The organism is Ruegeria sp. BF12 (genome assembly GCF_056538705.1).
Window position 1 is genome coordinate 91,344 of sequence record NZ_JBQFTP010000001.1, and the last position, 26,723, is coordinate 118,066.

At 58.1% G+C, this 26,723-nt stretch carries 24 protein-coding genes and 3 tRNA genes; 11 read left to right on the forward strand and 16 right to left on the reverse strand.

Annotation, left to right across the window (positions count from 1 at the left end; translation table 11 throughout):
• Positions 1–49: 49 nt before the first annotated feature.
• Positions 50–1,114 carry a PA0069 family radical SAM protein gene (locus tag ACR0J0_RS00450; RefSeq protein WP_480660392.1) on the reverse strand — a complete coding sequence of 355 codons (1,065 nt, stop codon included), beginning with the start codon at positions 1,112–1,114 and terminating at the stop codon, positions 50–52.
• Between the two features lie 301 nt (positions 1,115–1,415).
• Between ACR0J0_RS00450 and ACR0J0_RS00455 the strand changes: the two genes are divergently transcribed.
• The 3 genes from ACR0J0_RS00455 to ACR0J0_RS00465 all read left to right on the forward strand — a co-directional run bounded on the left by ACR0J0_RS00455 (position 1,416) and on the right by ACR0J0_RS00465 (position 4,033).
• Positions 1,416–2,114, forward strand: a complete 699-nt coding sequence (locus tag ACR0J0_RS00455) for a corrinoid protein (RefSeq protein ID WP_480660394.1) — start codon at positions 1,416–1,418, stop codon at positions 2,112–2,114.
• A 146-nt stretch (positions 2,115–2,260) separates the two neighbouring features.
• Positions 2,261–3,295 carry a Hint domain-containing protein gene (locus ACR0J0_RS00460; protein ID WP_480660396.1) on the forward strand — a complete coding sequence of 345 codons (1,035 nt, stop codon included), beginning with the start codon at positions 2,261–2,263 and terminating at the stop codon, positions 3,293–3,295.
• A 75-nt stretch (positions 3,296–3,370) separates the two neighbouring features.
• Positions 3,371–4,033 (forward strand): DUF1638 domain-containing protein, encoded by a 663-nt coding sequence (locus tag ACR0J0_RS00465; protein WP_480660398.1) that lies wholly within the window; start codon positions 3,371–3,373, stop codon positions 4,031–4,033.
• A gap of 16 nt (positions 4,034–4,049) precedes the next feature.
• On the opposite strand, the gene ACR0J0_RS00470 is transcribed toward ACR0J0_RS00465, so the two are convergent.
• The gene (locus ACR0J0_RS00470) at positions 4,050–4,460 is read right to left on the reverse strand and encodes a SufE family protein (protein ID WP_480660400.1); all 411 of its coding nucleotides are present in this window, start codon (positions 4,458–4,460) and stop codon (positions 4,050–4,052) included.
• A gap of 139 nt (positions 4,461–4,599) precedes the next feature.
• Here ACR0J0_RS00470 and ACR0J0_RS00475 point away from each other — a divergent pair, with 139 nt between their 5' ends.
• Positions 4,600–5,124 carry a hypothetical protein gene (locus tag ACR0J0_RS00475; protein ID WP_480660402.1) on the forward strand — a complete coding sequence of 175 codons (525 nt, stop codon included), beginning with the start codon at positions 4,600–4,602 and terminating at the stop codon, positions 5,122–5,124.
• Positions 5,125–5,130: 6 nt separating this feature from the next.
• Here the strand turns inward: ACR0J0_RS00475 and rnd are convergent, their stop codons facing one another.
• From rnd to purM, 3 genes are all read right to left on the reverse strand, one after another.
• Entirely contained in the window at positions 5,131–6,288 is a 1,158-nt protein-coding gene (rnd, locus tag ACR0J0_RS00480) for a ribonuclease D (protein WP_480660404.1), read from the reverse strand.
• A 108-nt stretch (positions 6,289–6,396) separates the two neighbouring features.
• Positions 6,397–6,993 carry a phosphoribosylglycinamide formyltransferase gene (purN, locus tag ACR0J0_RS00485; protein WP_480660406.1) on the reverse strand — a complete coding sequence of 199 codons (597 nt, stop codon included), beginning with the start codon at positions 6,991–6,993 and terminating at the stop codon, positions 6,397–6,399.
• Positions 6,990–8,036, reverse strand: a complete 1,047-nt coding sequence (gene purM, locus ACR0J0_RS00490) for a phosphoribosylformylglycinamidine cyclo-ligase (protein WP_480660408.1) — start codon at positions 8,034–8,036, stop codon at positions 6,990–6,992. Before purM ends, purN begins: the two co-directional genes overlap by 4 nt.
• 107 nt (positions 8,037–8,143) lie before the next feature.
• Here purM and ACR0J0_RS00495 point away from each other — a divergent pair.
• Positions 8,144–8,220: transfer RNA gene (locus tag ACR0J0_RS00495), tRNA-Ile, on the forward strand.
• 2 nt (positions 8,221–8,222) lie between these two features.
• Here the strand turns inward: ACR0J0_RS00495 and ACR0J0_RS00500 are convergent.
• On the reverse strand, positions 8,223–9,542 hold the full coding sequence (locus ACR0J0_RS00500; RefSeq protein WP_480660410.1) for an ATP-binding protein: 1,320 nt from the start codon (positions 9,540–9,542) through the stop codon (positions 8,223–8,225).
• A 44-nt stretch (positions 9,543–9,586) separates the two neighbouring features.
• Here ACR0J0_RS00500 and ACR0J0_RS00505 point away from each other — a divergent pair, with 44 nt between their 5' ends.
• From ACR0J0_RS00505 to ACR0J0_RS00520, 4 genes are all read left to right on the forward strand, one after another.
• Positions 9,587–10,501 carry an MBL fold metallo-hydrolase gene (locus ACR0J0_RS00505; protein ID WP_480660412.1) on the forward strand — a complete coding sequence of 305 codons (915 nt, stop codon included), beginning with the start codon at positions 9,587–9,589 and terminating at the stop codon, positions 10,499–10,501.
• Positions 10,502–10,577: 76 nt separating this feature from the next.
• Positions 10,578–10,652: transfer RNA gene (locus ACR0J0_RS00510), tRNA-Asn, on the forward strand.
• A gap of 267 nt (positions 10,653–10,919) precedes the next feature.
• Positions 10,920–11,219, forward strand: coding sequence for a DUF4156 domain-containing protein (locus ACR0J0_RS00515; RefSeq protein ID WP_480660414.1), 300 nt, complete (start codon positions 10,920–10,922; stop codon positions 11,217–11,219).
• A 238-nt stretch (positions 11,220–11,457) separates the two neighbouring features.
• Positions 11,458–11,532: transfer RNA gene (locus ACR0J0_RS00520), tRNA-Asn, on the forward strand.
• 20 nt (positions 11,533–11,552) lie between these two features.
• On the opposite strand, the gene ACR0J0_RS00525 is transcribed toward ACR0J0_RS00520, so the two are convergent.
• The 4 genes from ACR0J0_RS00525 to zwf all read right to left on the reverse strand — a co-directional run bounded on the left by ACR0J0_RS00525 (position 11,553) and on the right by zwf (position 17,099).
• Positions 11,553–13,172, reverse strand: a complete 1,620-nt coding sequence (locus tag ACR0J0_RS00525) for a long-chain-fatty-acid--CoA ligase (RefSeq protein WP_480660416.1) — start codon at positions 13,170–13,172, stop codon at positions 11,553–11,555.
• A 188-nt stretch (positions 13,173–13,360) separates the two neighbouring features.
• On the reverse strand, positions 13,361–14,971 hold the full coding sequence (pgi, locus tag ACR0J0_RS00530) for a glucose-6-phosphate isomerase (RefSeq protein ID WP_480660418.1): 1,611 nt from the start codon (positions 14,969–14,971) through the stop codon (positions 13,361–13,363).
• Between the two features lie 5 nt (positions 14,972–14,976).
• Entirely contained in the window at positions 14,977–15,648 is a 672-nt protein-coding gene (gene pgl / locus ACR0J0_RS00535) for a 6-phosphogluconolactonase (RefSeq protein ID WP_480660420.1), read from the reverse strand.
• A complete protein-coding gene (gene zwf, locus ACR0J0_RS00540; protein WP_480660423.1) occupies positions 15,645–17,099 on the reverse strand; it encodes a glucose-6-phosphate dehydrogenase in 1,455 nt (484 codons plus the stop codon). Before zwf ends, pgl begins: the two co-directional genes overlap by 4 nt.
• A 162-nt stretch (positions 17,100–17,261) precedes the next feature.
• Between zwf and ACR0J0_RS00545 the strand changes: the two genes are divergently transcribed.
• Positions 17,262–18,215: a radical SAM protein gene (locus ACR0J0_RS00545; protein ID WP_480660425.1), complete on the forward strand. Its 954-nt coding sequence runs from the start codon at positions 17,262–17,264 to the stop codon at positions 18,213–18,215.
• Here the strand turns inward: ACR0J0_RS00545 and ACR0J0_RS00550 are convergent, their stop codons facing one another.
• Together ACR0J0_RS00550 and ACR0J0_RS00555 are read right to left on the reverse strand one after the other, a co-directional pair.
• Positions 18,216–18,911, reverse strand: coding sequence for a lipid-binding SYLF domain-containing protein (locus ACR0J0_RS00550; protein ID WP_480660427.1), 696 nt, complete (start codon positions 18,909–18,911; stop codon positions 18,216–18,218). It lies immediately after the preceding gene.
• A 105-nt stretch (positions 18,912–19,016) separates the two neighbouring features.
• Entirely contained in the window at positions 19,017–19,286 is a 270-nt protein-coding gene (locus tag ACR0J0_RS00555; protein ID WP_239334929.1) for an usg protein, read from the reverse strand.
• Between the two features lie 193 nt (positions 19,287–19,479).
• On the opposite strand from ACR0J0_RS00555, the gene gyrA reads away from it, so the two are divergent.
• Positions 19,480–22,203 (forward strand): DNA gyrase subunit A, encoded by a 2,724-nt coding sequence (gene gyrA / locus ACR0J0_RS00560; RefSeq protein ID WP_480660429.1) that lies wholly within the window; start codon positions 19,480–19,482, stop codon positions 22,201–22,203.
• A 42-nt stretch (positions 22,204–22,245) separates the two neighbouring features.
• Here the strand turns inward: gyrA and yghX are convergent, their stop codons facing one another.
• From yghX to ACR0J0_RS00580, 4 genes are all read right to left on the reverse strand, one after another.
• Positions 22,246–23,142: a YghX family hydrolase gene (gene yghX / locus ACR0J0_RS00565; protein ID WP_480660431.1), complete on the reverse strand. Its 897-nt coding sequence runs from the start codon at positions 23,140–23,142 to the stop codon at positions 22,246–22,248.
• A gap of 63 nt (positions 23,143–23,205) precedes the next feature.
• Positions 23,206–24,675 carry a carboxypeptidase M32 gene (locus ACR0J0_RS00570; RefSeq protein ID WP_480660433.1) on the reverse strand — a complete coding sequence of 490 codons (1,470 nt, stop codon included), beginning with the start codon at positions 24,673–24,675 and terminating at the stop codon, positions 23,206–23,208.
• 5 nt (positions 24,676–24,680) lie between these two features.
• On the reverse strand, positions 24,681–25,826 hold the full coding sequence (ctaA, locus tag ACR0J0_RS00575; protein WP_480660435.1) for a heme A synthase: 1,146 nt from the start codon (positions 25,824–25,826) through the stop codon (positions 24,681–24,683).
• A gap of 62 nt (positions 25,827–25,888) precedes the next feature.
• Positions 25,889–26,632 carry an RNA methyltransferase gene (locus ACR0J0_RS00580; protein WP_480660437.1) on the reverse strand — a complete coding sequence of 248 codons (744 nt, stop codon included), beginning with the start codon at positions 26,630–26,632 and terminating at the stop codon, positions 25,889–25,891.
• Positions 26,633–26,723 lie beyond the last annotated feature (91 nt).

Below are 26,723 nucleotides of genomic sequence, written 5' to 3' on the forward strand. Positions count from 1 at the left end.
GCTGGTTACGTATTGGAAGCGCCCCGGTCTTCAGTCCGGGGCGTTTTTTTCAGAACAGGCTCAACTGGTCGCCGGCCTGAGCAGGTTTGGAAAACAGATCACATCTCAATGACGGCGTTTTCGTTGCAAGCCCAAGGCGTTTGACGGCCAGTTTGAATCGCTTGGCGACGATCCCGGCATATTCCCCCTCGCCCCGCATGCGATGCCCCCAGCGTGGATCGTAATCGCGGCCGCCGTGCATTTCCCTCAGCTTGGACATGATTTTCTCGGCCCGAGCCGGCTCGTGATCCTGTAACCACGCTTGCCAGAGGTACGAGACCTCTCGGGGAAGACGCAGCATGATCCAGCTCGCTGAATCGGCGCCCGCGTCCCGACCCGCTTCAAGCAGGCTTTCCAGTTCGTGATCGGTCAGCCCCGGAATCAACGGCGATGTCATGACGCGCACAGACACGCCCGCTTCAGTCAACCGCCGGATCGTCGCCAAACGACGCAAGGGCGACGGGGCACGCGGTTCCATCCGGCGCGACAGGTCGGGGTCCAAAGTGGTCAAAGAGATACCGACCCGGACAAGGCCAAGTTGTGCCATCGGGGCCAGGATATCCAGATCCCTCTCGATCATCGCCCCTTTGGTCACGATGGCCACCGGATGCCGGAACTCTTGCAGGACCGACAAGCATGACCTTGTAATCAATTGGCTTTTCTCAACAGGTTGGTACGGGTCTGTATTCGTTCCCATCGCGATGGTGGCCACATTGTACCGCGTCGACGACAACTCTTTTCGAAGAACATCCGCGGCATTTGGCCGGGCAATCAGCCGGGTTTCGAAATCCAACCCAGGAGACAGCCCAAGGTAGGCGTGCGTTGGACGGGCAAAACAATACACGCAGCCGTGTTCGCAACCCCGATACGGGTTGATCGAACGGTCGAATGGCAGGTCAGGCGAGCGGTTATAGGTAATCACACTGCGCGCGACTTCTTCGCGGACCTCGGTCCTTAGCGGAGGAAGGTCATCGTCCAGCTCCCACCCATCGTCGCAGGGCACAGTTTCAAACCGTTCGAATCTGCCTGTGTCATTGGTCGCCACTCCACGAGCCCGTATGTTGAGTGCAGGCATGTTTGTTCCCGTTACGTTCCTACCCCTAAACAGATATACCCTGTTTGTTCGCACGACAAGCAAAAGCACATGCTCTGCCTTGCCCGCGCGCCATGCCACCGTCCGTCGAATTTCGCCGGTTGTGAACAAATTGCAGGATGTTGTTGCAGAAAATTCCATCGAGACAGCAAAGATTTTGCCGTATAGGTCGGTCCCGGAACCGCCAAGGTCGCAATCGTCACAGTCGAACTGCGGCGAAATGGCCAAAACGGAAAAAATGCCACCACGGGCGCAATGCCCGACCAGCACAGGGAAATGCCCCATGTCCGATGAAGAAGACATCGTCCTGTCCGAACTGAACGACGACGAACTTGTCGAACAGATGTTCGACGATCTTTATGACGGCCTGAAAGAAGAGATCGAAGAAGGTGTGAACATCCTGCTGGAACGCGGATGGACACCATACGACATCCTGACCAAAGCCTTGGTCGGTGGTATGACAATCGTGGGCCATGACTTCCGCGACGGCATCCTGTTTGTTCCAGAAGTTCTGCTGGCCGCGAACGCCATGAAGGGTGGCATGTCCATCCTGAAACCGTTGCTGGCCGAAACCGGCGCGCCGCGCGTTGGCAAGATGGTCATCGGTACTGTGAAGGGCGACATCCACGACATCGGCAAGAACCTTGTTTCGATGATGATGGAAGGCGCCGGTTTTGATGTCGTGGATATCGGCATCAACAACCCGGTCGAGAATTATCTGGAAGCGCTGGAAACCGAACAGCCCGACATTCTGGGCATGTCCGCCCTGCTGACCACCACGATGCCCTACATGAAGGTCGTCATCGATACGCTGGTCGAACAGGGCCTGCGTGAAGACTACATCGTTCTTGTAGGCGGCGCCCCTCTGAACGAGGAATTCGGCAAGGCCATCGGTGCAGACGCCTATTGCCGTGACGCTGCTGTTGCCGTGGAGACTGCCAAGGATTTTGTTTCTCGCAAGCACAATCAGCTGGCTGGGTGACACCCTCACAAAGCATTTCGAGTGGGCCGTCCATGTTGGGCGGCCCTTTCACTTTCCGGAGAGCTAAAGATTGTTTGGAATAACAACCTTTACAAATTTTCAATAGTGGTCTTACTACAAGATGTTAAACGAGTTACGAGGTTCCCGTGCCTACCACCTTTACTGCCATTTCACTTGGCGTTCTCCCGGATATTGACACAACTGAAGGCAACGATGTTGCCGAAAATGCCTCTGCGCTTGTCGGACTGACTTTCGGCGGGCCCGGTGATGCCCTTCTGAACGATGCCGTCACATGGAGTCCCGTCCAAGTATCTGGCGGTGTCTACGATATGGATGGCTCCCCGACTGAGCAGTTTTCGATTAACGGCGGCCCCGCACAGACGTTTGACGGCACCTCAATCTACAACGCGACAATTACCTATATCGACGGAACAACGGCCAACATTTCGGCAGTCGTGGCTCAGGACATCAACGGTAACACGTATTTGATGCCCGAGTTTTCAGACAACACTGACCAGGCAGCACTGGAAGCCGGACCAATCCGATCCATCACCTTTAACAGTGTACAAGGTAACTCTTTCTCCGGCCTCACGGCGGATCGTGAGACGTGGGATCTGGTTACCTGTTTTACAACCGGGACATTGATTGAAACGGCCAAAGGTCCAATTGCCGTGCAAGATCTTCGCGCAGGCGATAAAGTCCAAACGCTGGATCACGGGATGCAAACCCTGCGTTGGGTCGGGCAGCGCACGGTTCGCGCATCGGGAGCGTTTGCTCCGGTCCTGATCAAAAAGGGCGCGCTTGGCAATGACCGAGATCTTATCGTGTCGCAACAACACAGAATGCTGGTCAGCGATTGGCGGGTCGAACTGCACACTGGCCATGCCGAGGCTCTCGCGCCGGCCAAACAACTGGTGAACGGCCACGATATCGTGATGCGGGCTGGCGGCTTGGTGACCTATTACCACCTGATGTTCGACCAACACGAACTGATCTGGGCCGAAGGCTGCCTGAGTGAGAGCTTCCATCCGGGCATACAGGCATGGAACAGTCTTGAGGATGCAACCCGGCAAGAGATACTGACGTTGTTTCCCGAACTTGCGGACCAAGGTATCACCGCCTATGGCCCCCCTGCCCGTCCGTCGCTTCAATCCTTTGAAACCCGCGCGTCGGTGGCCTGACACGGGATGTCGGATGCGGGCTTGCCTTGATCCGGCATTCATTCTTTGATGCTGCAATCCTTTGGGGAATTAGCGATGCAGCAGAACAGCACACCGGATGACGAAAGCCTGACGTCAAAGGGCTACACAGAAAACGGTCGCCAGGGCGGTATTTTGCTGCTGGCCTGCGGCGCGCTCGCACGCGAAATCCTGCATCTGAAAAAGCGCAATGGCTGGGATCACATGACCCTGACCTGCCTGCCCGCCATTTTGCACATCCACCCCGAACGGATCACCCAAGCGGTCGAGGAAGCCGTCGCCAAACACCGCGGAAACTTTGACCAGATCTATGTCGTCTACGCCGATTGCGGCACCGGAGGTCTGTTGCAGAAGGCCTGCGAGGAAATGGGCATCGAAATGATCAAAGGTCCGCATTGTTATTCCTTTTTCGAAGGAAATCAGGCCTTTGAGGAACATGGAGACGATGAAACGACTGCGTTTTACCTGACGGATTTTCTGGCTCGGCAGTTCGACGCATTCGTCTGGAAACCCTTGGGGCTGGATCGCCACCCTGAACTGCGCGACATGTATTTCGGCAACTACACTAAGCTTGTCTATCAGGCCCAGACCGACGATCCGGACCTGACCGCGCGCGCCCGCGACTGCGCCGAGCGGATGGGCTTGGCATTCGAACGCCGCTTTACCGGGTATGGCGATTTGGAATCGACACTTACCGAATGGGCCGCGCGCCACGGCTGACCAACTGGATAAGCGATCAGGCGTTTTCCTGCGCGACCTCTCGAATGCGCTCAATCATAGACCGCAAGCCGTTAGAGCGCTGGGCCGACAGGTGGTCGTTCAATCCCAGACGCGCCAATTCGCCCCCGGCATCGACCTTTGGAACCTCATTCACGGGCAAGCCGTTGTATAGGGACCGCAGCACGGCAATCAGCCCTCGCACGATCAGCGCGTCGCTGTCCCCGTCGAACCGGAACACGCCGCCTTCGATCATCGGATGCAGCCAAACTTGACTGGCGCAGCCGTGCACCTTGGTTGCAGGAACTTTCAAGGCCTCGTCCAGCGGCTCCATCGCCTTGCCCTGATCAATGACATGGCGGTACCGGTCTTCCCAGTCATCCAGAAACTCGAAATCCTCGACGATTTCCTCAAAGGCGGGCGTTGCCATTTCGGGGCAGTCCTTTTTGTTACGATCACAATTGTGACCTATGCCTCCATTGCGCACCTGTCCAGTCCCGGCGTGGGTTTTCAAACTTCGGATTTTGCGATAACCCATTGCTCAAATTACTTCTCTGGGCTTTGGGACCATGAAAAAATCAATACCTGTTCTAATGGTCAGCGCACTGGCACTGTCCGCCTGCAGCGGCTGGAGCGAGTCGCGGGTCAACCCGTCCAATTGGTTCGAGTCAAGTACACCAGCGCCCGTTCAGGTATCTGCAAATGATGCCAATGCCTTGGTACCCGAGCAACGCGATGGTGTCAGGCTGTTTGGAAGACCCGAAGAAGAAGAAATCACCTTTCCGATCACCAAGATCGACGAGCTGCGGATTGAGCCGACGCCATCCGGTGCAATCGTCTATGCTACGGGCACGGCCGCAAGGCAGGGTGCTTATAACGCCCGCCTCGTTCGTGTGGAAAACGACGAAAACGCAAAGAACGGTATTCTGGAATACACGTTCGAGGTCAGTTACCCGGAATACGCAACAAATCTTGGCACCGAAAGATCGCGGCAGGTCACGGACGCGTCCAATATCGGCCTGAAAGAACTGAAGAACGTACGTTTGGTCCGTGTTCGGGGGGAACAAAACGCACTGGAATCGCGGCGGCGTTAATCGCCGCTAAAGCGATACGACCTTTACGGACTGCCCCTTTGCGGCCAAGGCGATCTTGCCATCACACAGTTTGAGGGCATCTTCGCCGAACACTTCAAAGCGCCACCCTGACATCGAGGGCAATTCGCGCTCGCCGGCGGCAAGCTGATCCAGTTCCGAGCTTGTGGCGATTAGTTTGGCCGCTACGCCTGAGCTTTCAGTCTTGGACTTCAGCAAGACTCGCAACAAATCCGCCAGCGCGGGATTGACCTTGAGCTTATCGCGGCTGTTATCAACACGTGGCAGCTGGTCTGCGGGGCAATTCACACCCTTCTTTACGGCAGCCAGAATACCGTCAGCGATCGCGCCTTTGCGCGCCTCGCGTAGCAACAAGCGGGATCCGCCCAGATCGGACGGAGACTTGGGCTTGGTCGAGGCCAGCTCGATAAGCGCATCATCCTTGAATACCCGGCTGCGCGGGACATTGTTGTCCTGTGCATAGGCTTCGCGAAACTGCGCCAATTCGCGCACCACGGCCAGAAACTTGGCCGAGTTCGTTCGGGTCTTTACCCGTCTCCACGCATCCTCGGGGCGAATGTTATAGGTCTCGGGCTGGGTCAGCGTCTGCAACTCCTCGGACACCCAATGGCTGCGCTGTGACTTTTTCAGCTGGGCCGCGAGGTGTTCGTAAATCTGGCGCAGGTGCGTCACGTCAGCCAGTGCATATGTTTTTTGCGCATCAGACAGGGGTCGACGCGACCAATCGGTAAAGCGCGAGGTCTTATCGACTCCCTGCTTGCAGATTTTGCGCACCAGCGTCTCATAGCCCACCTGCTCGCCAAACCCACAGACCATCGCGGCGACTTGCGTGTCGAACAGAGGTTTGGGGAACACGGACGCTTCGACCCAAAAGATCTCAAGGTCCTGCCGCGCGGCGTGGAACACTTTGACCACGCTTTCATCACGGAAGAGATCATAAAGCGGGTCCAGCGACATGCCGTCGACCAGGGGGTCGACCAGAACCGCGCTGTCCTCGTCATCGGAAGGCACCGCAAGCTGCACCAGACAAAGCTTTGAATAGTAGGTTCGTTCGCGCAGAAACTCAGTATCTACGGTGACATAGTCATATTCCGCCGCGGCCTTGCAGAAGTCGGCCAGCTCTTGCGTCGTTGTCAGGGTTTTCATGCGCGATGCTGTTCTTGCTCTTGTTCTGTGCGGCCGATCAATACCGTACCTGGCCGTATTGCGGACCATAGGCTGAATATGACACGCGTGTAAATCACCCTGAGACGTTCAGGGCAGCAACACCGGAGTCCGATCCCCACTGGCGTAACGGCGCAACACTGCGGGATAAAGCTTGTGTTCCCAAACCAATACTCGTGCGGCCAATGCCTCGGGCGTATCACCGGGTTCAATGTTCACCCGTGCCTGCCCCAAAATCGGCCCGTCATCCAGGGCAGCTGTGACCTCATGAACCGAGCATCCATGCTCGGTATCCCCGGCCTCAATAGCGCGCGCATGGGTGTCCAGACCCTTGTATTTCGGCAGCAGAGAGGGGTGGATGTTGAGCATCCGCCCTTGAAAGCGGGAAACGAATTCGCCTGTCAGGACCCGCATAAACCCGGCGAGGCAGACGATGTCGGGTTGCGCAGCCTCAAGCGGTTTCAACAATTCCGATTCAAACGCGGCGCGATCCCCTTTGAACGGGCGGTGATCCACTGCCGCCGTGGGGATGCCACGGTCCGCCGCCTTTCTCAGCCCGCCCGCTTTCGGATCGTTGGACAAGACCAGACAGGCCCTCGCCGGGTGATCGCCGGTCAAGCTGTCGACCAGCGACACCATGTTGGAGCCGCCGCCCGAGATCAGGATTGCGACGCGCTTGTGGCTCACAGCAGGTTGCCCGAATAGGCCATTCCCGGCGCGTTTGTTACCGTACCCAGACGCGCGACCGTTTCACCGGAATCAGACAGCAACGCCGCCAGATCATCTGCGCGTTCCGCATCACATACGACGATCATGCCGATGCCGCAGTTAAAGGTTTTCAGCATTTCGGATTCGACAATCCCGCCGGTTTCAGCCATCCAACGGAAGACGGGCGGTAGGTCCCAAGCGTTCAGATCGATCTCGGCACCCAGGTCATCGGGCAGAACGCGCGGCAAGTTTTCTGTCAGGCCACCGCCAGTGATGTGGGCCAGAGCATGCACGCCCCCTGCACGGATCGCTTCCAGCGCAGGCTTCACATATAGGCGCGTGGGCGTCAGCAGCGCTTCACCCAGCGAACCCTCGCCAAAGGGCGAGGCTGCATCCCAACCAAGGCCGGACATCTCGACCAGTTTGCGCACCAGCGAATAACCATTGGAATGCACGCCGTTCGAAGCCAGCCCCAGCAGCACGTCGCCTTGCTGCACTCCGGCAGGCAGATGGGCACCGCGTTCCATCGCGCCGACCGAGAAACCGGCCAGATCAAAGTCACCATCCGGATACATCCCCGGCATTTCGGCAGTTTCACCACCGATCAAGGCGCATCCAGATTGCACGCAGCCTTCGGCAATGCCTTCGATGATCCGCGCCGCGGTATCGGTATCCAGTTTGCCGGTGGCGAAATAGTCGAGGAAAAACAAAGGCTCGGCACCCTGACAGATCAGATCGTTGACGCACATTGCGACCAAATCAATTCCAACGCCATCAACTACGCCTGTGTCGATAGCAATGCGCAGCTTGGTGCCGACGCCATCGGTGGCCCCGACCAGAATCGGGTCTTGATATCCGGCATCCTTCAGATCGAACAACGCACCAAATCCGCCCAGCCCGCTCATGACCCCCGAGCGGTTGGTTCGTTTTGCCGCCGGTTTGATCCGGTCGACCAGAGCATTCCCCGCATCAATATCAACGCCCGCATCGGCATAGGTGATTCCGTTCTTGCCCGTCGTCATGGCCAACCCCTTATGAATGGTTCCCGCGCGGGTTATTCGATTGTTGGACATGTTGCAACGGTCAGGCTTGACGCGGGCGTTCACCGTGATACTCAAAGCGCTCAGGCGGGCCTGTAGCTCAATTGGTTAGAGCAGAGCGCTCATAACGCTTTGGTTGCGGGTTCAAGTCCTGCCGGGCCTACCAAATCACCGTCCGATGATGATATCCGCGCACAACCCGCCCAGACGTTCGCTTTTGCCAAGGCGCAGAACGCCGCCATGCGCGCGCGCGATATCCGATACAATCGCCAGACCAAGACCAACTCCGGTGCCCTGATTCTGGTTGCGTGCCGGATCCAGGCGCGAAAACGGCTTTAACGCCTCGGTCCGCTGTTCCGCGGGAATGCCCGGCCCATCATCCTCGACCCGGATGCGCAGCGTCTTAGGGGTCATGGACAGGCTGATGTCGGCCTGATTACCGTAACGAACGGCATTCCCGATCAGATTTTCGACCGCACGACGAATGGACGACGGTCGTAGCATGACAGTACCCTGCCCTTCGACCGAGACCAGTCGGGCCTTGTAACCCGCCCGCCGAGCATCTTCGACAATCTGACCCAAGAGCTCTTCCGGCTCCACTTCTTCCGGCGCGCCCTCGGACGCCCCGCGTGAGAAATCCAGAAAAGCATCCAACAACAGCTGCATTTCATCCACATCTTGCTGCATTGGGGCCGCTTCATCCTCGGGCAGCATTGAAAGTCCCAGCTTCAGGCGCGTCAGCGGCGTTCTCAGATCGTGGCTTACACCGGACAGCATCATCGTGCGCTGTTCCATTTGTCGTTCGATTCTGGCCCGCATATCCAGAAAGGCGTTTCCAGCCGCGCGCACCTCGATGGCCCCTCCGGGCGAATAGGGCACGACCCTGCCGCGACCAAAGGCCTGTGCCGCATCGGCAAGTCGAGTGATCGGCCGCAGCTGATTCCGCATATACAAGAAAGAGATCGAGGTCATAACGACGGCAAAAAACACCATTGTAACGATCAATTGGTGCGGTGCGGTGGGCGACAGACGTCGCCGGTCCAGCGTCAACTGCAACACGCCCAGATGGGTTTGAAGATACAACCGTGCCTCATCCCCGGTCGGCAAGGCGACGTCGACCAGATCAGGTAGCCAAGCGTACAGATTGGTCTCGACCTGTGGCGCGATAAAGTCATACCACCGCCGCCGGTCCACAATAGGCTCATCGTCAACGTCCACGAAGCGTGCTTTCATGTCCAGCGCCATCAGATCGAGACGAATGGCGGCCAAAGCCTGCTGCTGAGTTTCTGTACCCTCCATCGTCTCAAGCACAAGGGTCACCTCGCGCGTGGCGGTCCTGGTCATCTGCATCGTGACGTCTTCGAGGTGTTTTTGCAGGAATGCGATACCCACGACCAGCAACAAAACGATCACTGGAAGAACCAGAATCAGTGCTGCCCGGGCGTAGAGGCTGCGCGGCATATAGTGTTTGAGCCATTGACTGGACATGCGCTAAACCTAACGGGCTGATCCGGCAAGAGAAAGAGTGCAGAATGCAGGCGCCCGACGATTTCAACCCGCCCCTTGGCAAAGCAATTGAATTGCAGCCCGGTCTGCGACGGATTCTGGCCCCCAACCCCTCACCCATGACCTATCGTGGCACCAACACCTACCTGCTGGGCGAGCGCGATCTGGCAGTCATTGATCCCGGCCCCTTAGGCGACGCGCATCTCGACGCGATTCTGGACGCCCTGCGGCCCGGCCAGCGCATCAGCCATATCGTGGTAACGCACAGCCATCTGGATCACTCTCCCCTTGCTGCGCCGCTGGCAGCCCGTACTGGTGCGCCGATTCTGGCCTTTGGCGGGCCTCAGGCGGGGCGTAGCGCAGTGATGACACAACTGGCACACCAGGGCCTGGCCGGCGGCGGCGAAGGGATTGATGCGGCGTTCCGCCCGGACATCGAAGTCGTCGATGGCGAGATCATCAAGGGCGACGGTTGGGACCTTGAGGTAATTCACACGCCTGGCCACCTTGGCAACCATATCGCCCTGGGCTGGGGCGAAGTTTGCTTTACCGCCGATCACGTCATGGGCTGGGCCAGTTCTCTGGTCTCTCCACCCGACGGGGATCTGACGGATTTCATGCAGGCTTGTCGCAAGTTGCGCGACCGGAACTGGTCTGTGTTTCACGCTGGGCACGGCGCCCCGATCACCGATCCGGCGGGACGGTTGGACTGGTTGATCAATCACCGGCTGACACGCGAGGCTCAGATACTGGCGGCGCTGGAGACTCAGCCCGGAACAGCCCGCCAACTTGCCAAGCGTATCTACACCGATACACCTGCAGCGCTTCTGCCGGCGGCCGAAAGAAACGTGTTTGCGCATCTGGTTGATCTATATGGAAAATCACAAGTCACCGCACCTGAAGGGCTGTCGGTGGACGCCAAATTTTCCAGGTCGGCATGAGCAAATGAAATTTTTTGCCGTTTGATGCAGTTCCCCTCTGGACGGCGAAAAATGGGATTGTTATACGCCCCTCAGTTCCGGCGTAGCTCAGCGGTAGAGCAGTTGACTGTTAATCAATTGGTCGTAGGTTCGATCCCTACCGCCGGAGCCAAAATCCTATAAATCGCAAATCTCTCATGCGCAGCGCTTCATCGTGATATGAATTGGTCACGTAACGGCTTGATTCCCTGAACTTTCACCAAACGACGACGTTTAGCCGGCGAGCCTTTAGAAACCTGAAATACCCAGCCCAAAGCCGGCAGAAACCCTCCACTTCGCCGCACAACTTGGCTGATATTCATTATTCTTCATATTTCAATTGGAGATAGTTCCGCCAATGATTATGGTTCTCTCGGGAGAGACAGTGAGGGAGACAGAGATGCGTGGAATTTTGGTATTCGTTTGTTTGGCGTCGGTGGCGGCATGTAGCACAGACCTAACGCCACAGGGTCAGCAAGTCAGGCAACTCTCTCCTCAGACCGTTCAAAACTGTCAGTTTTTGGGACCGGTAAGCGGAATGGAGCTTTTTGGCTTAGACACACCGATGGATGCGCAAAGCGCGCAGAACAAAATGCGCAACGCCGTGGCGTCAATGGGTGGTAATGGGTTCGTTTTGACCCAGAGTTCAACCAGCGATGGCGGAACTTTCGTATCAGGCGACGCGTATAGATGCCCCTAGAATATCCGGGCGGCGGATCAAAAGCCAAAAACTAACACCTTGCTGCCGGTCAAAGGATCTCGAGCTGTCGACCAATAAGTTGTAGTATCACTCGCGTTGAGCGAAGCTGAATTAGGGGTAACGGCATACACGTTTTGAGCTCGGACACTACGCCGGGACCCGCCTCGTTTTTTCCTCCAAAAAATGTGCCGCACCCTCTGGACGCCGCAGAAACAGGTTGCTATACGGCGCGAACCGTTCCGGCGTAGCTCAGCGGTAGAGCAGTTGACTGTTAATCAATTGGTCGTAGGTTCGATCCCTACCGCCGGAGCCATTCTCAACAATATCAGGCACTTAGTCCTTCAAGGCGTCCTCGAAATCCGCGCGTAGATTTCGCTTGAGAACCTTGCCCGTCGCATTCAGCGGCAACGCATCCACAAAGACAACCTTGTCCGGCACCTGCCACTTAGCAATCTTGCCGTCGAAGAAGGCCAGCAATTCGTCCTCGGACGGGTCCTCGCCCTCGGCCTTGACCGCCACCAGTAGCGGACGTTCATCCCATTTCGGGTGCGGCACGCCAACAACGGCAGCTGTGGCGAGTTTCGGGTGCGCAACGGCGATGTTTTCCAATTCGACCGAGCTGATCCACTCACCACCGGATTTGATGATGTCCTTGGAACGATCACGGATCGTCATGTAACCGTCAGAATCCAATGTGGCGACGTCTCCGGTGGCGAACCAGCCGTCCTGCAGCAGTTCCTCATCCTGCATCTGGAAATAGCTGTCCAGCACCCAATGCCCGCGCACCAACAGATCACCATGCGTGATACCGTCATGGGGCAGATCATTGCCATCATCATCGACGATCTTCAACTCGACCCCAAACGGCGGGCGGCCCTGATTTTCGCGCAGCTTGTGCTGCTTTTCAATTGGGAGTTCGAAGTGCCTTGCCAATGGATGGTTTGCTGTGCCCAAGGGGCTCATTTCGCTCATCCCCCAGGCGTGAACCGTGTCGACTCCGTAGGTGTCGCGGAACGTTTCGATCATCGACGGGGGGCAAGCCGCCCCGCCAATCACAGTGCGGTTCAGGCTGGCCAGTTTGCTGCCGGACTTCTCGGCATGGGCCAGCAATCCCTGCCAGATCGTCGGAACGCCCATGGCGAGCGTCACGCCATAGGTATCGACCAGATTCACCAGTGCTTCGCCATGTAACCCCGGCCCCGGTAGCACCATGCGCGAGCCCGACATGGCGCAGGCATACGGTGATCCCCACGCGTTCACATGGAACATCGGGACCACTGGCATCACGACATCCATAGCGGAAAACCCGATCACATCACGGGTATTCGACGCAAAGCTGTGCAGAACTGTCGAGCGGTGGGAATACAATACCCCCTTAGGATTGCCCGTGGTGCCCGACGTGTAACATAGGCTCGACGCGGTGTTTTCGTCCAAGCTGGGCCATTCAAAATCGGCATCCCCAGTCTCGATAAGTTCGTCATAGAATTCGACGCCCGGGATTTGGGCAATGGTGTCCTCGTTCCGCGGTCCCATCAGCACGAAGTGGCGAACCTCAGTCAAATGCTCGCACAGGGCAGCAACCAGAGGGATAAAGGTCGCATCAAAGAACAGAACCCGGTCTTTGGCGTGGTTGATGATGTAGGTCAGCTGCTCTGGGAAGAGACGCGGATTGACCGTGTGGCACACGAAACCAGCGCCCGAGGTTGCATAATAGATTTCCAGGTGCCGCCGGTTGTTCCAGGCCAACGTGCCGACACGATCCTGCGGCTCCAGACCCAACTTGGTCAGCGCGGACCCGAGTCGTCGTGCGTTCCTTGCCACTTCTGCCCAGTTTGTTTGCGTGACCGATCCATCGGTTTCGACCGAGTAGATCTCGGTCTGGCCATGATAGTGTTCGGCATGATCTATCAGCGACGAGATCAGCAAAGGCTGCGTCATCATCTGTCCCAGCATGGGCATCCTCCCTATGTCAGCGCCACGTCTGTGCGGCAGCGCCGTCTGCCAGCCTGAACACATTAGCCCGCGTTCGCGTTACGGGGGGTTCAGGGCGTTCCCTAAGAACAGACCCTGCCAATCATTTAATTGTCTGACAATAAGAGAATGCAGCCTGCCCTTGCGACAGGCTGCGGAAAAACGCCTTATTAATCCCGATGGCGCATTGCGTAAGCAACAAGAGCCGCAGTCGAACCGTCCTTGCCGGATGCGTTTTCTTCGCCGTCTACAATCGGGCCGAGTGACGTTGCCAGCTCCTTGCCCAATTCCACACCCCACTGGTCGAAGGAGTTTATACCCAGCAAAACCCCTTCTACAAAAACGCGATGCTCATAAAGGGCAATGATCTGGCCCAGTACAAAGGGTGTGAGCTTGGGATAGATCAGCGTTGTCGATGGGCGGTTGCCCGGGAAAACGCGGTGACGCGCCTGCCGTTCCAATTCAGCACCCTCCAATCCCTTCTCGGCCATCCGCTGCCGCGCTTCATCCAGGGAACGGCCGCGCATCAGCGCCTCGGACTGGGCAAGGCAATTGGCGAGCAATAGGCGGTGGTGGTGCGTGAGTTCGGGTTCGTGCCCTTCGGCGGCCACCATGAACTCGCAGGGAACCACGTCGGTACCCTGATGGATCAGTTGATAGAACGCATGCTGGCCATTCGTACCCGGTTCTCCCCAGACAACAGGCCCGGACGGCATGGTCAAATCGCTGCCGTCCATGGCGACGGATTTGCCGTTCGATTCCATTTCCAATTGCTGGAAATACGCAGGTAAACGTAACAAGCGCTGATCATAGGGCAGTACGGCCCTGCTGGTATGGCCCAACACCTGACGATGCCAGACGCCGACCAGCGCCAACATGACCGGCATATTCTCGGCCCAATCGGCAGCGCGGAAGTGCACGTCCATCGCCTGCCCGCCCCGCAAAAAGGCGTCAAAGGCGTTCGACCCGACGGCGATCATCACCGGCAGGCCAACCGGACCCCAGACTGAATAACGACCACCAACCCAATCGGCAAAGCCGAAGACCCGGTCCTCGGGGATGCCAAAGGCCTGCGTCTTGTCCAACGCGCTGGATACGGCGGCAAATTGCTTGGTTGGATCGCCGCCGCCATCCTCCATCCAGGCCCGGGCCGTCCGGGCGTTGGTCATGGTTTCAATGGTCGTGAAGGTCTTGGACGCGACGATCACCAGCGTGCGCGTCGGATCGAGCTGGCGCAGCGTGTCCGCGATATGTGCGCCATCCACGTTGGAAACATAGTGCAGCCGTGGCCCGTCGTGATACGGCGCCAGCGCGTGCGTTGCCATGACCGGCCCCAGATCCGAGCCACCGATGCCGATATTCACCACATCGGTAAAGCTGCCCCCTGCCCCGGAAACCGCGCCGCCGCGCACCTCTTCGGCAAAGACCCGCATCCGTTGCAGCGTGTCCATCACATCGGGCATGACGTCCAGACCGTCCACTTCGACCGGGCCGCCATCCAGATTGCGCAATGCCGTATGCAGCACCGCACGCCCTTCGGTTTCGTTGATCTTTTGCCCCGTAAACATCGCCTCGCGCCGCTCGGCTAGCCCGGCTTCATCGCACAATCGGATCAACGCGTCGCGTACATCGCTGTTGATCTGCGTTTTCGAGTAGTCAAACAGAAGATCACCGGTCGAGGCCGAATAGCCCTGCGCGCGGTTCGGATCGGCTTCGAAAAGGTCCAGAATGGCCTGGTTTTGACCGTCGGACGCCAAGGTTTTTAGTGGGGTCAGTTCCATCTTTATTACTCCGCCCAATGAACCGTTATGCCGCTCAGCGCGGCGGCGATTGGGGCCTCTTCCGGCGGCAGGGACATGGCTTTTTCCAACGCATCGCGTTTGGCGGCCCCATAGATGATCAGGTGCTTGGACAGTGCACCATCCAGCACCGGCGCGGTCAGAGTAATACGCGCTTCGGGCTGTGTCTCGATCCGGGCGACCGCGAGGGTTGGCGCGTGACTGTCCAAGGCTGCCTCAAGCCCCTCCATCCCCGGAAACAACGAGGCGGTATGCATGTCCTCGCCCATTCCCAACACCAGGACCGACAACGGCAGCACCGGATTTATCAGGCTTTCGATCTCAGGCAGCACATCTTCAGGTTCCTTACCCTCAAGATACAGCGGAACATACTGGGCGACTGAGGCACGGTTTGTCAGCAAGCGTTCACGGATCAAACGCTCGTTCGACCGTTCGCTATCACCCGGGACACACCGTTCATCCGTAGGCAGAACCCGCACGCGGTCCCATTCAAGATCCGCCGCGCAAAGCCCGTCAAACACCGGACCCGGAGTCGTGCCGCCCGGCACGGCCAGAGAGACCATATCATGATGTAGCAAGGCGGATTCCAGCTCTCCGGCCAGTGCGTTTGCGACGTCGATGGCCAGCATGTCGCGGTCGGCATATTCCTGAATCTTCATGGGTTTATTCCTTGCCAGCGGCGACCGTCTCGTTTCATCAGCAGCTCGGCGTCGCCCGGACCTGTGCTGCCACTTTCATAGGGTTTAGGTACGTCACCACGGGCCTGCCAGCCCGCAATGATCGGATCGGTCCACGCCCATGCGGCTTCGACCTCATCGCCGCGCATGAACAAGGTCTGATTGCCCCGTATCACGTCCATGACCAGCCGTTCATAGGCGTCTGGCGGGTCTTGATTTTCCGGTCCCAGCGCCTCGGCGAAACTCATGTCCAGGGGCACGTCGACCAGGCGCATCCCACCCGGCCCCGGTTCCTTGATCGTTACTTTCAAAGTTATGCCTTCGTTCGGCTGCAACCGGATCGACAGGACATTGGCGTGGCGCCCGGCCACTTCGCCAAAGATCGAATGCGGCGCATCCTTGAACATCACATTGATCACCGAAGACCGCGCCACCAGCCGCTTACCAGTTCGCAGGTAGAACGGTGTACCCGCCCATCGCCAATTGCTGATATGCGCCCTTAGCGCCACATAGCTTTCCGTGGTCGAGCGTGGGTTGCCAACGACCTCACGATAGCCCGAAGCGTTGCCACCGCCATCGAACTGTCCGCGTACAATGTGATGCGGTTCGACCTGATCCAACGCCCGGATGACTTTGAGCTTTTCATCCCGCACCGCATCCGGGTCAAACTTTGCCGGCGGCTCCATCGCGATCAGGCAGAGCAACTGCATCAGGTGGTTCTGCATCATGTCGCGCATTGCACCTGCACGCTCATAATACTCTTCCCGCCCGTCAATTCCTACGGATTCGGCCACAGTAATCTGAATGTGATCAACGTACTGGCTGTTCCAGAGAGGCTCGAACAGCATGTTGCCGAACCGAACCGCCATCAGATTCTGGACGGTTTCTTTACCCAGATAGTGATCGATCCGATAAATCTGGCCCTCGTTGAAATGCGCGGCCAGCGTTGCATTCAGGGCCTTCGCGCTATCCAAATCATGGCCAAAAGGCTTCTCGACCACGATGCGCGTATCCGGCGTCGCCAAATCATTTGCCTTTATCCGCTCGGCCAATGGTCCAAACAGGCGCGGCCCGACAGAAAAATAGAATGCGCGCACCCGGTTTTGGTTCAGCTTGTTGGCCAGTTGGTCCCACCCTTCATCCGAACAGCCATCCAGCTTAACGTAATCGACGCGGTTCAAAAACGCGCGCAACGCTTCCTCGTCCTGACACTGCTTTGCCGCGTAGGCACGCAACGATTCGGCCACAACGCCCTGAAATCCTTCCCGGTCATACTCGGTTCGCGCCGCGCCCACGATTTGCACGCCGTCGGCCCATTGCCCCGCGCAAAAGCGCCTGAACAAAGCTGGCAGAATCTTACGTTGCGCCAAATCCCCGGTCCCGCCAAAGATGACGAGATCGAACGGATCAACGGGTATGACGCGAGAAACCATGACTTTTCCTTACCTTGCCCCAATGGGCATGTCCAACGTTAGCGCAACCAATCACGCCGAAATTCCCATTATCAAAACTCTGTCAGGTCGGTCCTGCCTTACTTAACTATCCCAAGTCGAACAGTTAAATCAGAGGATGACTTCAAGGAACCGGATACCGGAATGAAAGACAACGCGCCTCAGACCGCCAATATCGGCAAGTTTCAGAACAAATTGGTGACAGCAGATGGACAAACCCGCGCCTCCGTTGCGCTGAACAACCCTGAGACGTTGTGGTTCAATACCGGTACCTTGTGCAACATCGAATGCGTGAACTGCTACATAGCCAGCAGTCCGACCAACGACGCACTGGTTTATATTACCGCTGAAGAAGTCCGCGATTATCTGGACCAGATCGAAGAGCGCAACTGGCCTGTGCGCGAAATTGGCTTCACGGGCGGCGAGCCCTTCATGAACCCCGAAATGATCGACATGACCCGCGTGGCTTTGGAGCGGGGTTACGAGGTTCTGATTCTGACCAACGCCATGCAGCCGATGATGCGCCGCAAAATGCGCGAGGGGATGCTGGAACTGAAACGCGACTACGGGAACAAGCTGACCCTGCGTATCTCGGTCGACCACTACCGCCCCGAACTGCACGACGAAGAGCGTGGCAAAGGCAGCTTTGAAAAGACCCTCGCCGGCATGGAGTGGTTGCGCGACAACGGGTTCAACATTGCCATTGCTGGCCGCACGGTCTGGGGGGATTCCGACGCGGAAAGCCGCGCCGGGTACGAGGCGTTCTTCACACAGCACCGCTTTGACATCGACGCACAGAATCCGGGCCAGACCGTTCTGTTCCCCGAGATGGACGAGTCTGTCGAAGTTCCTGAAATCACAACAGCTTGCTGGGGTATTTTGAACAAGTCTCCAGCCGAGGTGATGTGTTCTAACGCGCGTATGGTGGTAAAACGCAAAGGTGCTAAACAACCCGCCGTTCTGGCCTGTACCCTACTGCCGTACGAGCCGGAATTCGAAATGGGCGCGACACTGGCCGAAGCCGAGGCCGACGTGCATCTCAACCACCCGCATTGCGCCAAGTTCTGCGTTTTGGGTGGAGCCAGCTGTTCGGGCTGATCAGTTCAGTTCGGGTGACTTCCAGTATTTGGTTCCCGACGCCCCGGCCGAAACGCGCCAGCCTTTCTTGCTGAGCACAAAGAAGGATCGTCCATTCGTGAACCTGAGCGTCTCATCCGTGCGCTCTTCGCCGTACATCGCGCCTGATTCCGCAGTGGCGTCATAGCCATAAGTGATGAAGTGATCCAAATCCGCCTGTGTTTCGAACAGGATCACGAATTTCGTCTCGAACCCGCCTATCCCGATGGCCGCGCCAACGCCTCCGGTCCCCATGTTCATGTAAGTGTGCTGGCCCGTTTCCTTGTCTATCGCGACACCGCGACCGTAACCGGCCGAGACCGGAAATACGGTTACCTTTCGGGAATCAAAGACCGCATACCCCGCGCTGACGTCATAAAGCGCCTGTGCCTCGGGGTTTTCCGCCAGCAACTGCGCCAAGACGTCCGAGGCCATGACATCCAGCTTGGCCCGGGTTTCCTCTGGCGTTGCCTCATTGGAAAGCAGATCGGACGTTGACGTGAGCGTTTCGTCGACCGCAGTCGCCCCTTTTTCGATCGTCTGACCGACGCTCTCCGCCCCGCGTCCAATGGCGCCTGCGGTGTTCTCCGCGCCTTTCTTGATTTTGTCGAGAACGCCTTCGGCAGACGCAGGTCCGCTTAGCAGAACAGCTGCGGCAAACAATACTACTCTAGGCATCCCGGGGTTCCGTATGTGGCCAATGAATTGACCGACACGTTACCTAATATGCCGAAAAAGTATATGGGTCTTTGCTTTGACAGGTTGAGAAACCCGCTCAGGTGATTAATTCACCCGAAACTCTCCCACAACATTGCGCCATTCTCCGGGCGCGATCATCTTGCGGTGCGTAAACCGCACGGAATGCAGCGGCCCATCGATCTCGCGCTGCCAGAATTCAATAAAATCGAACAGTTTGGGATGATCCGGCGCAAGGTCGTAATCCTGCCAGATGAACGTGTTGAGTACGTGAATATAGTCGGGCATGTGATAGAAAAATTCCGCTGTCGTCAGCCCGTACCCCTTGAGCATAAGTTCCGTTTCGCTTTGCTCCATGCAGACCTCCAATTTTTTGCAAGGTCTCTTCAGCATAGCACGAAAACTGGCTAACCCTTAGTTAACAATGTGTTACTCTGGTGTTACAGGGGTTTTTCGCGCGCGAAATCGTTGCTTGCTTGCACCTTATGTGCTGGGTCTGATAAGGTACATCCACAAGATATAGACCCAGCACAATAAACGGGCAGTTTACGTGAGCGATACGCCAGAAATCCCCGAAAACATGGATGAAACCCCGCCCGAGCGCCCCGTCTATGACGGCCCGACGGTGTCCATCGAATCCGAGATGCGCACCTCGTATCTCGATTACGCGATGTCGGTTATCGTCAGCCGCGCGATCCCCGATCTGCGCGACGGGCTGAAACCGGTGCACCGCCGTATCCTTTACGCGATGCACGAGACAGGAAATACGCATGACAAGGCCTATCGTAAATCGGCCCGTCCGGTCGGCGATGTGATGGGTAAGTACCACCCGCATGGCGACAGCGCGATCTATGACGCGCTGGTGCGGATGGCGCAGGATTTCTCGATGTCGCTGCCACTGCTGGATGGTCAGGGCAACTTTGGTTCGATGGACGGCGATAACCCGGCGGCCATGCGGTATACCGAAGTTCGCATGGACAAACCCGCCGCGTCCCTACTGGCCGATATCGAAAAAGAGACGGTCGATTTTCAGGACAACTATGACGGCAAGGACAAAGAGCCGACGGTTCTGCCCGCGCGTTTCCCGAACATGCTGGTCAACGGTGCCGGTGGTATCGCCGTGGGTATGGCGACCAATATCCCGCCGCACAATCTGGGCGAAGTCGTCGACGCTACGCTGGCGCTGATCGACGATCCCGACCTGACCTCGGAACAGCTGATCGAATACGTCCCCGGCCCGGATTTCCCGACCGGCGGCGTCATGCTGGGCCGGTCCGGCGCGCGCAAAGCCTACCTGGAAGGCCGTGGCAGCGTCATCATCCGCGCCAAAACCCGCGTCGAAGAGATCCGCAGGGACCGCTACGCCATCGTTGTCGACGAGATCCCCTATCAGGTGAACAAATCCTCGATGATCGAAAAGATCGCCGAGGCCGTGCGCGAGAAGCGGATCGAAGGCGTAGCCCACGTACAGGACGAATCCGACCGTAACGGCGTGCGCGTCGTGGTCGAGCTGAAGCGTGATGCGACGCCCGAAGTGGTGCTGAACCAACTCTATCGCTTTTCGCCGATGCAGACCTCATTCGGCTGCAACATGCTGGCATTGAACGGCGGTCGGCCCGAGCAGCTGACCCTGCGCCGCTTCCTGACCTCGTTCATCGACTTCCGCGAAGATGTTGTCGCCCGTCGCACTGCCTATGACTTGCGCAAGGCACGCGAACGCAGCCACATTCTGTGTGGTCTGGCCGTGGCCGTTTCGAACGTTGACGAAGTTGTTGCCACGATCCGGTCCTCGGCTGACGCGGCGCAAGCGCGTGAAAAGCTGATGACGCGTCGCTGGCCTGCATCTGAAATTGAAGGCTATCTGCGCCTGATCGACGATCCGCTGTCCAAGATGAACGACGACGGCACTTATAACCTGACCGAGGTTCAGGCCCGCGCCATCCTCGACTTGCGCCTGCAGCGCCTGACCCAACTGGGCGTCAAAGAAGTCACGGACGAGCTTGAAGAACTGGCCGCCAAGATTAAAGAATACCTGGATATTCTGTCCTCGCGGGAACGCATCATGTCGATCATCGGTGATGAATTGCGTGCGGTTCGCGAGCAGTTCGCCGTTCCACGTCGCACCGAGATCGTCGACTGGTCCGGCGACATGGAAGACGAAGACCTGATCGAACGTGAAGACATGGTCGTGACGGTCACTTCGGGCGGCTATATCAAGCGCACGCCGCTGGCCGATTTCCGCGCTCAAAAGCGTGGCGGCAAGGGATTGTCGGGGATGCAGACCAAGGAAGAGGACGTGGTCACCACCCTCTTTGTGGCAAATACGCATACCCAATTGCTGTTCTTCACCACCGACGGGATGGTCTATAAGCTCAAGACCTGGCGCCTGCCTCAATCGGGCCGTACCGGCAAGGGCAAAGCCATCGTTAACATCCTGCCGATCCCGACGGGCGTTTCCATCGCCGCGATCATGCCGGTGGACGTGCCGGACGAAGAATGGGAAAACCTGCAGATCGTCTTTGCCACCAGCGCCGGTGACGTCCGCCGCAACCGTCTGTCGGATTTCACCAATGTGCGCCGCAACGGCAAGATTGCTATGAAGCTGCCGGAAAGCGTGGAACTGGTGAACGCCCGCATCTGCTCGGAAGACGAAGACGTGATGCTGGTCACCAATTCCGGTCGCGCGATCCGCTTCCGCACAACGGATGTTCGCGTCTTCAACTCGCGTGAATCCACTGGTGTCCGCGGCATCAAGCTGACCAATGGCGACCGCGTGGTGTCGATGTCGGTAATCCGCCACTTCGAGGCCGGTCCGGATGAACGTGCCGCTTATCTCAAGATGCGTCGGGCCGTTGAAGGCATCGCCGACGATGGTGAGACCGACGAAGACGAAGCAGCGCCCGGCATGATCACACAAGAGCGTTACGCTGAAATGTCGGCGGCCGAAAACCTGATCCTGACGATCACGGCTGGCGGCGCGGGCAAGTTGAGCTCCAGCCACGATTACCCGGTCCGGGGTCGTGGCGGTATGGGCGTGGCGGCCATGGACAAGGCCATGCGCGGTGGTGAGCTTGTGGCATCGTTCCCGGTCGACATCGAGGATCAGATCATGCTGGCCACGTCCAAAGGACAGTCGATTCGGGTGCCGGTCGAAGGGATTTCCTTCCGGTCCCGCTCGGCTGGCGGTGTGAAAGTCTTCAACACCGGCAAGGGCGAAGAGGTCGTCAGCGTCGCCTGGATTGCCGATCAGGGCGACGAAGAAGCCGAAGAATAAACTAAAATGCCCGGGTGCCGGATCAGCGGCACCCGGTTGCGTTCAGGTCAGGTAGGTGTTGAAAAAGGCAATCGTTCTTTTCCATGCCAGATTGGCCGCAGCCTCATCATATCTTGGCGTCGTATCGTTGTGAAAACCGTGGTTCACATCCGGATAGAAATGCACGCTGAACTTCTTTTGATTGGCCGATAGCGCCTCGGAATATTCCGGCCAACCGGCATTGATGCGATCATCCAGACCGGCATAGTGGATCATCAGCGGCGCTTCTATGGATGGGACATCCTCGGCCGGGGGCTGTCGACCATAGAATGGTACCGAGGCCCCGAGGTCCGGATAAGCCACGGCCAATGCATTGCACACACCGCCGCCATAACAGAATCCGACAGCGCCGATCTTGCCGGTCGAAAGATCGTGATCGCGCAGGAACTCATAGGCGGCAAAGAAGTCCGCCATCAGCATTTCCCGATCCATCGAACGCTGCATCTCACGCCCTTCATCGTCGGTTCCGGGATACCCGCCAAGCGGCGACAGCCCGTCGGGTCCGAATGCCAGGAAGCCAGCCTTGGCCGTCCGGCGGACAACGTCCTCAATGTACGGATTGAGTCCACGGTTTTCGTGAACGACGAGAACCGCAGGTAACTTGCCCTCTGCATTTGCGGGCATGGCCATCAGGCCACTGGTCTGAGCGTGTCCATCAGGACTGTCGAACTCGACCACCGTGGTTTCTATGTCCGGATCATCCGGGGCGACCTGTTGCGCCCACGCGTAGTTGGGCTGCAACTGGTCCAGGATCATGGCGCCGGTTACTCCGGCGGCGGTGTATTTACCGGCCTTGGAGATAAACTCGCGCTTCGACATGGTGCCATGCACATATCCGTCAAAGATTTCGAGGATCCGGGGATCAAAGTCACTGGCTTTCTTGCGGGCGTTTCCGGTCATCGTTGCCTCCCAAGCGATGGTATCGGTGCAACGATGGTAACCGGCCTTGGCGCGCCCGCAAACTCACAAGTCGTACAAAGTGCTGAACTTGCCTTCGAGATAGCTCAGCAATGGCTCTGGCCCCGGTTCGATTCCACTAGCGCGCTGAATAGTCTCGCGCGGCGCGTAAAGCCCGCCATATTGCTGCAAGTTCCCGCGCAGCCATCCTGTCGCACTCGAGGTGTCCCCGCTGGCCAACTGCGTATCCAAATCCGGTACGGCCACCCGAAGCGCCTGATACAGGCACCCGGCATAAACGTTGCCCAGCGAATAGGTCGGGAAGTACCCAAACAGCCCGACCGACCAGTGCACATCCTGCAAACACCCATTTGACGGCTTGTCGATTGCGTAACCGAAATCAGCCTTGAAACGGTCATTCCATGCTGCCTCAAGGTCCGCGACTTGCAGGTCACCTGCCATCAGCGCGCGCTCCAGATCAAAGCGCAGCATGATGTGGAGGTTGTACTGCACCTCATCCGCTTCGGTTCGGATATAGCCGTTATGGACACCGTTCACCGTGGCGTAGAATGCATCCTCCTCTGCTATGCCGAAATCGCCAAACGCGTCTTTCATCTGACCAAACAGCCAGCCGGTGAAGGCGCGAGAACGGCCCAACTGGTTTTCGTAGATCCGGCTTTGGCTTTCATGCACGCCCATCGACACGCCCTGCCCCAACGGTGTCAGCGTATAGGCAGGGTCGATGCCTTGCTCATAAGCGGCGTGACCGACCTCGTGAATGGTCGAATAGAAACAGTTGAACGGATCGGTCTCGCTGGTGCGAGTGGTGATCCGAACGTCCAGCCCGCTGCCCGAGCTGAACGGGTGCACGGCCTTGTCGATACGGCCTGTGTTCAGGTCATACCCGAAGGTGACGGCCAGTTTCTGCGACAACCTCATCTGGGCCAACTCGTCAAAACTGCCGGTCAGACCAGCCGGTGCGGGTTTGTCCAGCACCGCCGCGCGTAATGCCACCAGACGGGGACGCATCTGATCGAATATCTCTGCGATCTGTGTTCCGGTCGTGTACGGTTCATAATCCTCGACCATGGCGTCGTAGATGTCTCCGCCTTGCGCCAGCGCTGCGCCCTCTTCACGCTTCAGAGCGACAACTTCGCCGAGCGCCGGTAGAAAGGCAGCGACATCCTCGTCGGCACGGGCCTGCGCCCATGTGCCTTGCGCGGCCGACGTGACACGCGCAATGGCCGTGGCCAGATCAGCCGGAACTTTGACCGCCCGATCATAGGCGCGGCGAATTTCGCGTAGCTGGGCGTGCTCGACCTCATCCTCAGCGCGAGCCTGTTCCAGCCAGTCTGCTACGCGAGGGTCGGAACGGCGAGAGTGCAAGACTGCCTCGATCGCGGCCATCTCTTCGGCGCGCTGCGAGGCCGCACCGCGCGGCATCACCGTTTCCTGATCCCAGCCCAGCCGTCCGGCAATCTGCCCAAGGGCTGACGTTTCACGTTGGAACGCCATCAGGTCTTTGTAAGCACTCATCGGTGTCAGGCTCCGCGCAGAGAGGTTGCGATTGGATAAGCCGTCAGGAAGCGGGCGCGCAGGATAAGCGTCCAGACAACCACGGCCATGAACTGGTGGAAGATGGCAATCTGCCAAGGCGCTCCGTAGACCACGGTAAGGATGCCGATAACCACCTGCAAAGACAGGGCGGCAAAGGCCGCGTTAAAGGCAAAACGCGTTTGGGGGTGTGCGCTGGTGCTGCCACGACGCCAGACGACCACGCCAAATGCAAACAGCAGATACCCCGCGCAACGGTGAATGAACTGAACTAGGCCAGGGCTTTCAAAAAAGTTCCGCCACATCGGCTCCAGTATCGTTGCATCGGGCGGCAGGAGCTGTCCACCGATCAGCGGCCAGTCGGTGTAGGACCGGCCAGCGTCGATCCCGGCCACCATCGCGCCAATGAGTATTTGTAGAAAGGCGAAATGCATCAGGCCGGTGGACAGTGAGAATAGCCGCGCTTCTTTCGCGCGGCGAGCCTGCATCAGGTCACGTTCTTCACGGCCCAGCATAAAGATGTACCAGGCGAGGAACCCAAGGATCACAAAAGCAAGACCCAGGTGGATTGCCAGTCGATAGCTGGCGACAGCGGTCATCCCCTCGCCCTGCGTCACGCCCGAGGCGACCATCCACCAGCCGACCGCGCCCTGAATGCCGCCGAGAATGCCGGGGATCAAAAGTCTGCTGGTCCAACCGACGGGAATTTTTCGAGCAATTAGGAACCCAAAGAAACCAATGGCCCAAACCAGACCAATCACGCGGCCCAGTTGGCGGTGCCCCCATTCCCACCAGTAGATCGTTTTGAAATCATCCAGCTCCATCCACTGGTTCTGGATGCGCCACTGGTCGATCTGCTTGTATTTGTCGAACTCGGCTCGCCAGTCGGCCTCGCTCATCGGCGGGATGGCCCCGGTGATCGGTCGCCATTCGGTGATCGACAGTCCGCTATCGGTCAGGCGGGTCAGCCCGCCCACAGCGATCATCACGACCACAAGTGCAAACAGGATCATCAGCCAGATGCGAATGGCCTTGCGCGCACCGCCGCGCCCGCGGTCAATCATACCCGGTTGAACGGCTTGTTGTTTTTCTGTGTCTGAGACGTCTTCGAAGATGCTGCGCTTACCGCTCATGCTGTCCTCTTGTGCCTTGGATTTCGTCGCAAGCTAGGGTGAAGCGGAACATAGGTCCAGCCTCAGCCCTTGTCTTTCCAGCGGACCATCTGCCGCATGATCCCGTGCAACATCTGCACGTCCGCCCGTGTCATGCGCATCCGCGACCACAGGTTGCGCAGGTTGGTCCTCATGCCTTCGGCCTTCTCGGGTGGATAGAAGAAGCCAGCCGCCTCGAGCCGATCCTCGTAGTGCTCGACCAGTTTCTCGACTTCGATCCCGGTGGCCCAGTCACCTTTGCCCAGATCGGTGGCCTCATGCACTACGTCGCCGGATTGGCGCATCCACTCATAAGCGGTGAGCAACACACACTGCCCAAGGTTAAGCGAAGCGTATTCAGGGTTCACAGGCACCGAGATGATGGCGTTTGCCTTTGCGATATCCTCATTCTCTAACCCGGCGCGTTCGGGCCCGAACAGGACCGAAACCTTCTCGCCAGCCGCGACCTTCTCAGCCGCGATCTGCATCGCGCGCTCGGGGCTGTAGACGGGCTTGGTCAACCCGCGTTGCCGCGCCGTGGTCGCAAAGACAAATGTGCTGTCGGACAGCGCGCCGGCCAGATCGTCGAACAGCTGCGCCTCATCCAACAGACGCCCGGCCCCGCTGGACATCGCAACGGCCTTGGGGTTCGGCCACCCGTCGCGTGGCGCGACGATCCGCATCCGGTCCAGCCCAAAATTCCACATCGCCCGCGCGGCGGCACCGATGTTTTCACCCATCTGCGGGCGCACAAGCACGAATGAGGGCTGGGATTTATCGCTGGGCATGACTGTCTCCGAAAGTTCCGCCTGCTCTAATCGCCGTTCCGGCGCAGGGCAAGTCGATCATTTCACTGAACTGTGCTCTGCCTGAATAAAT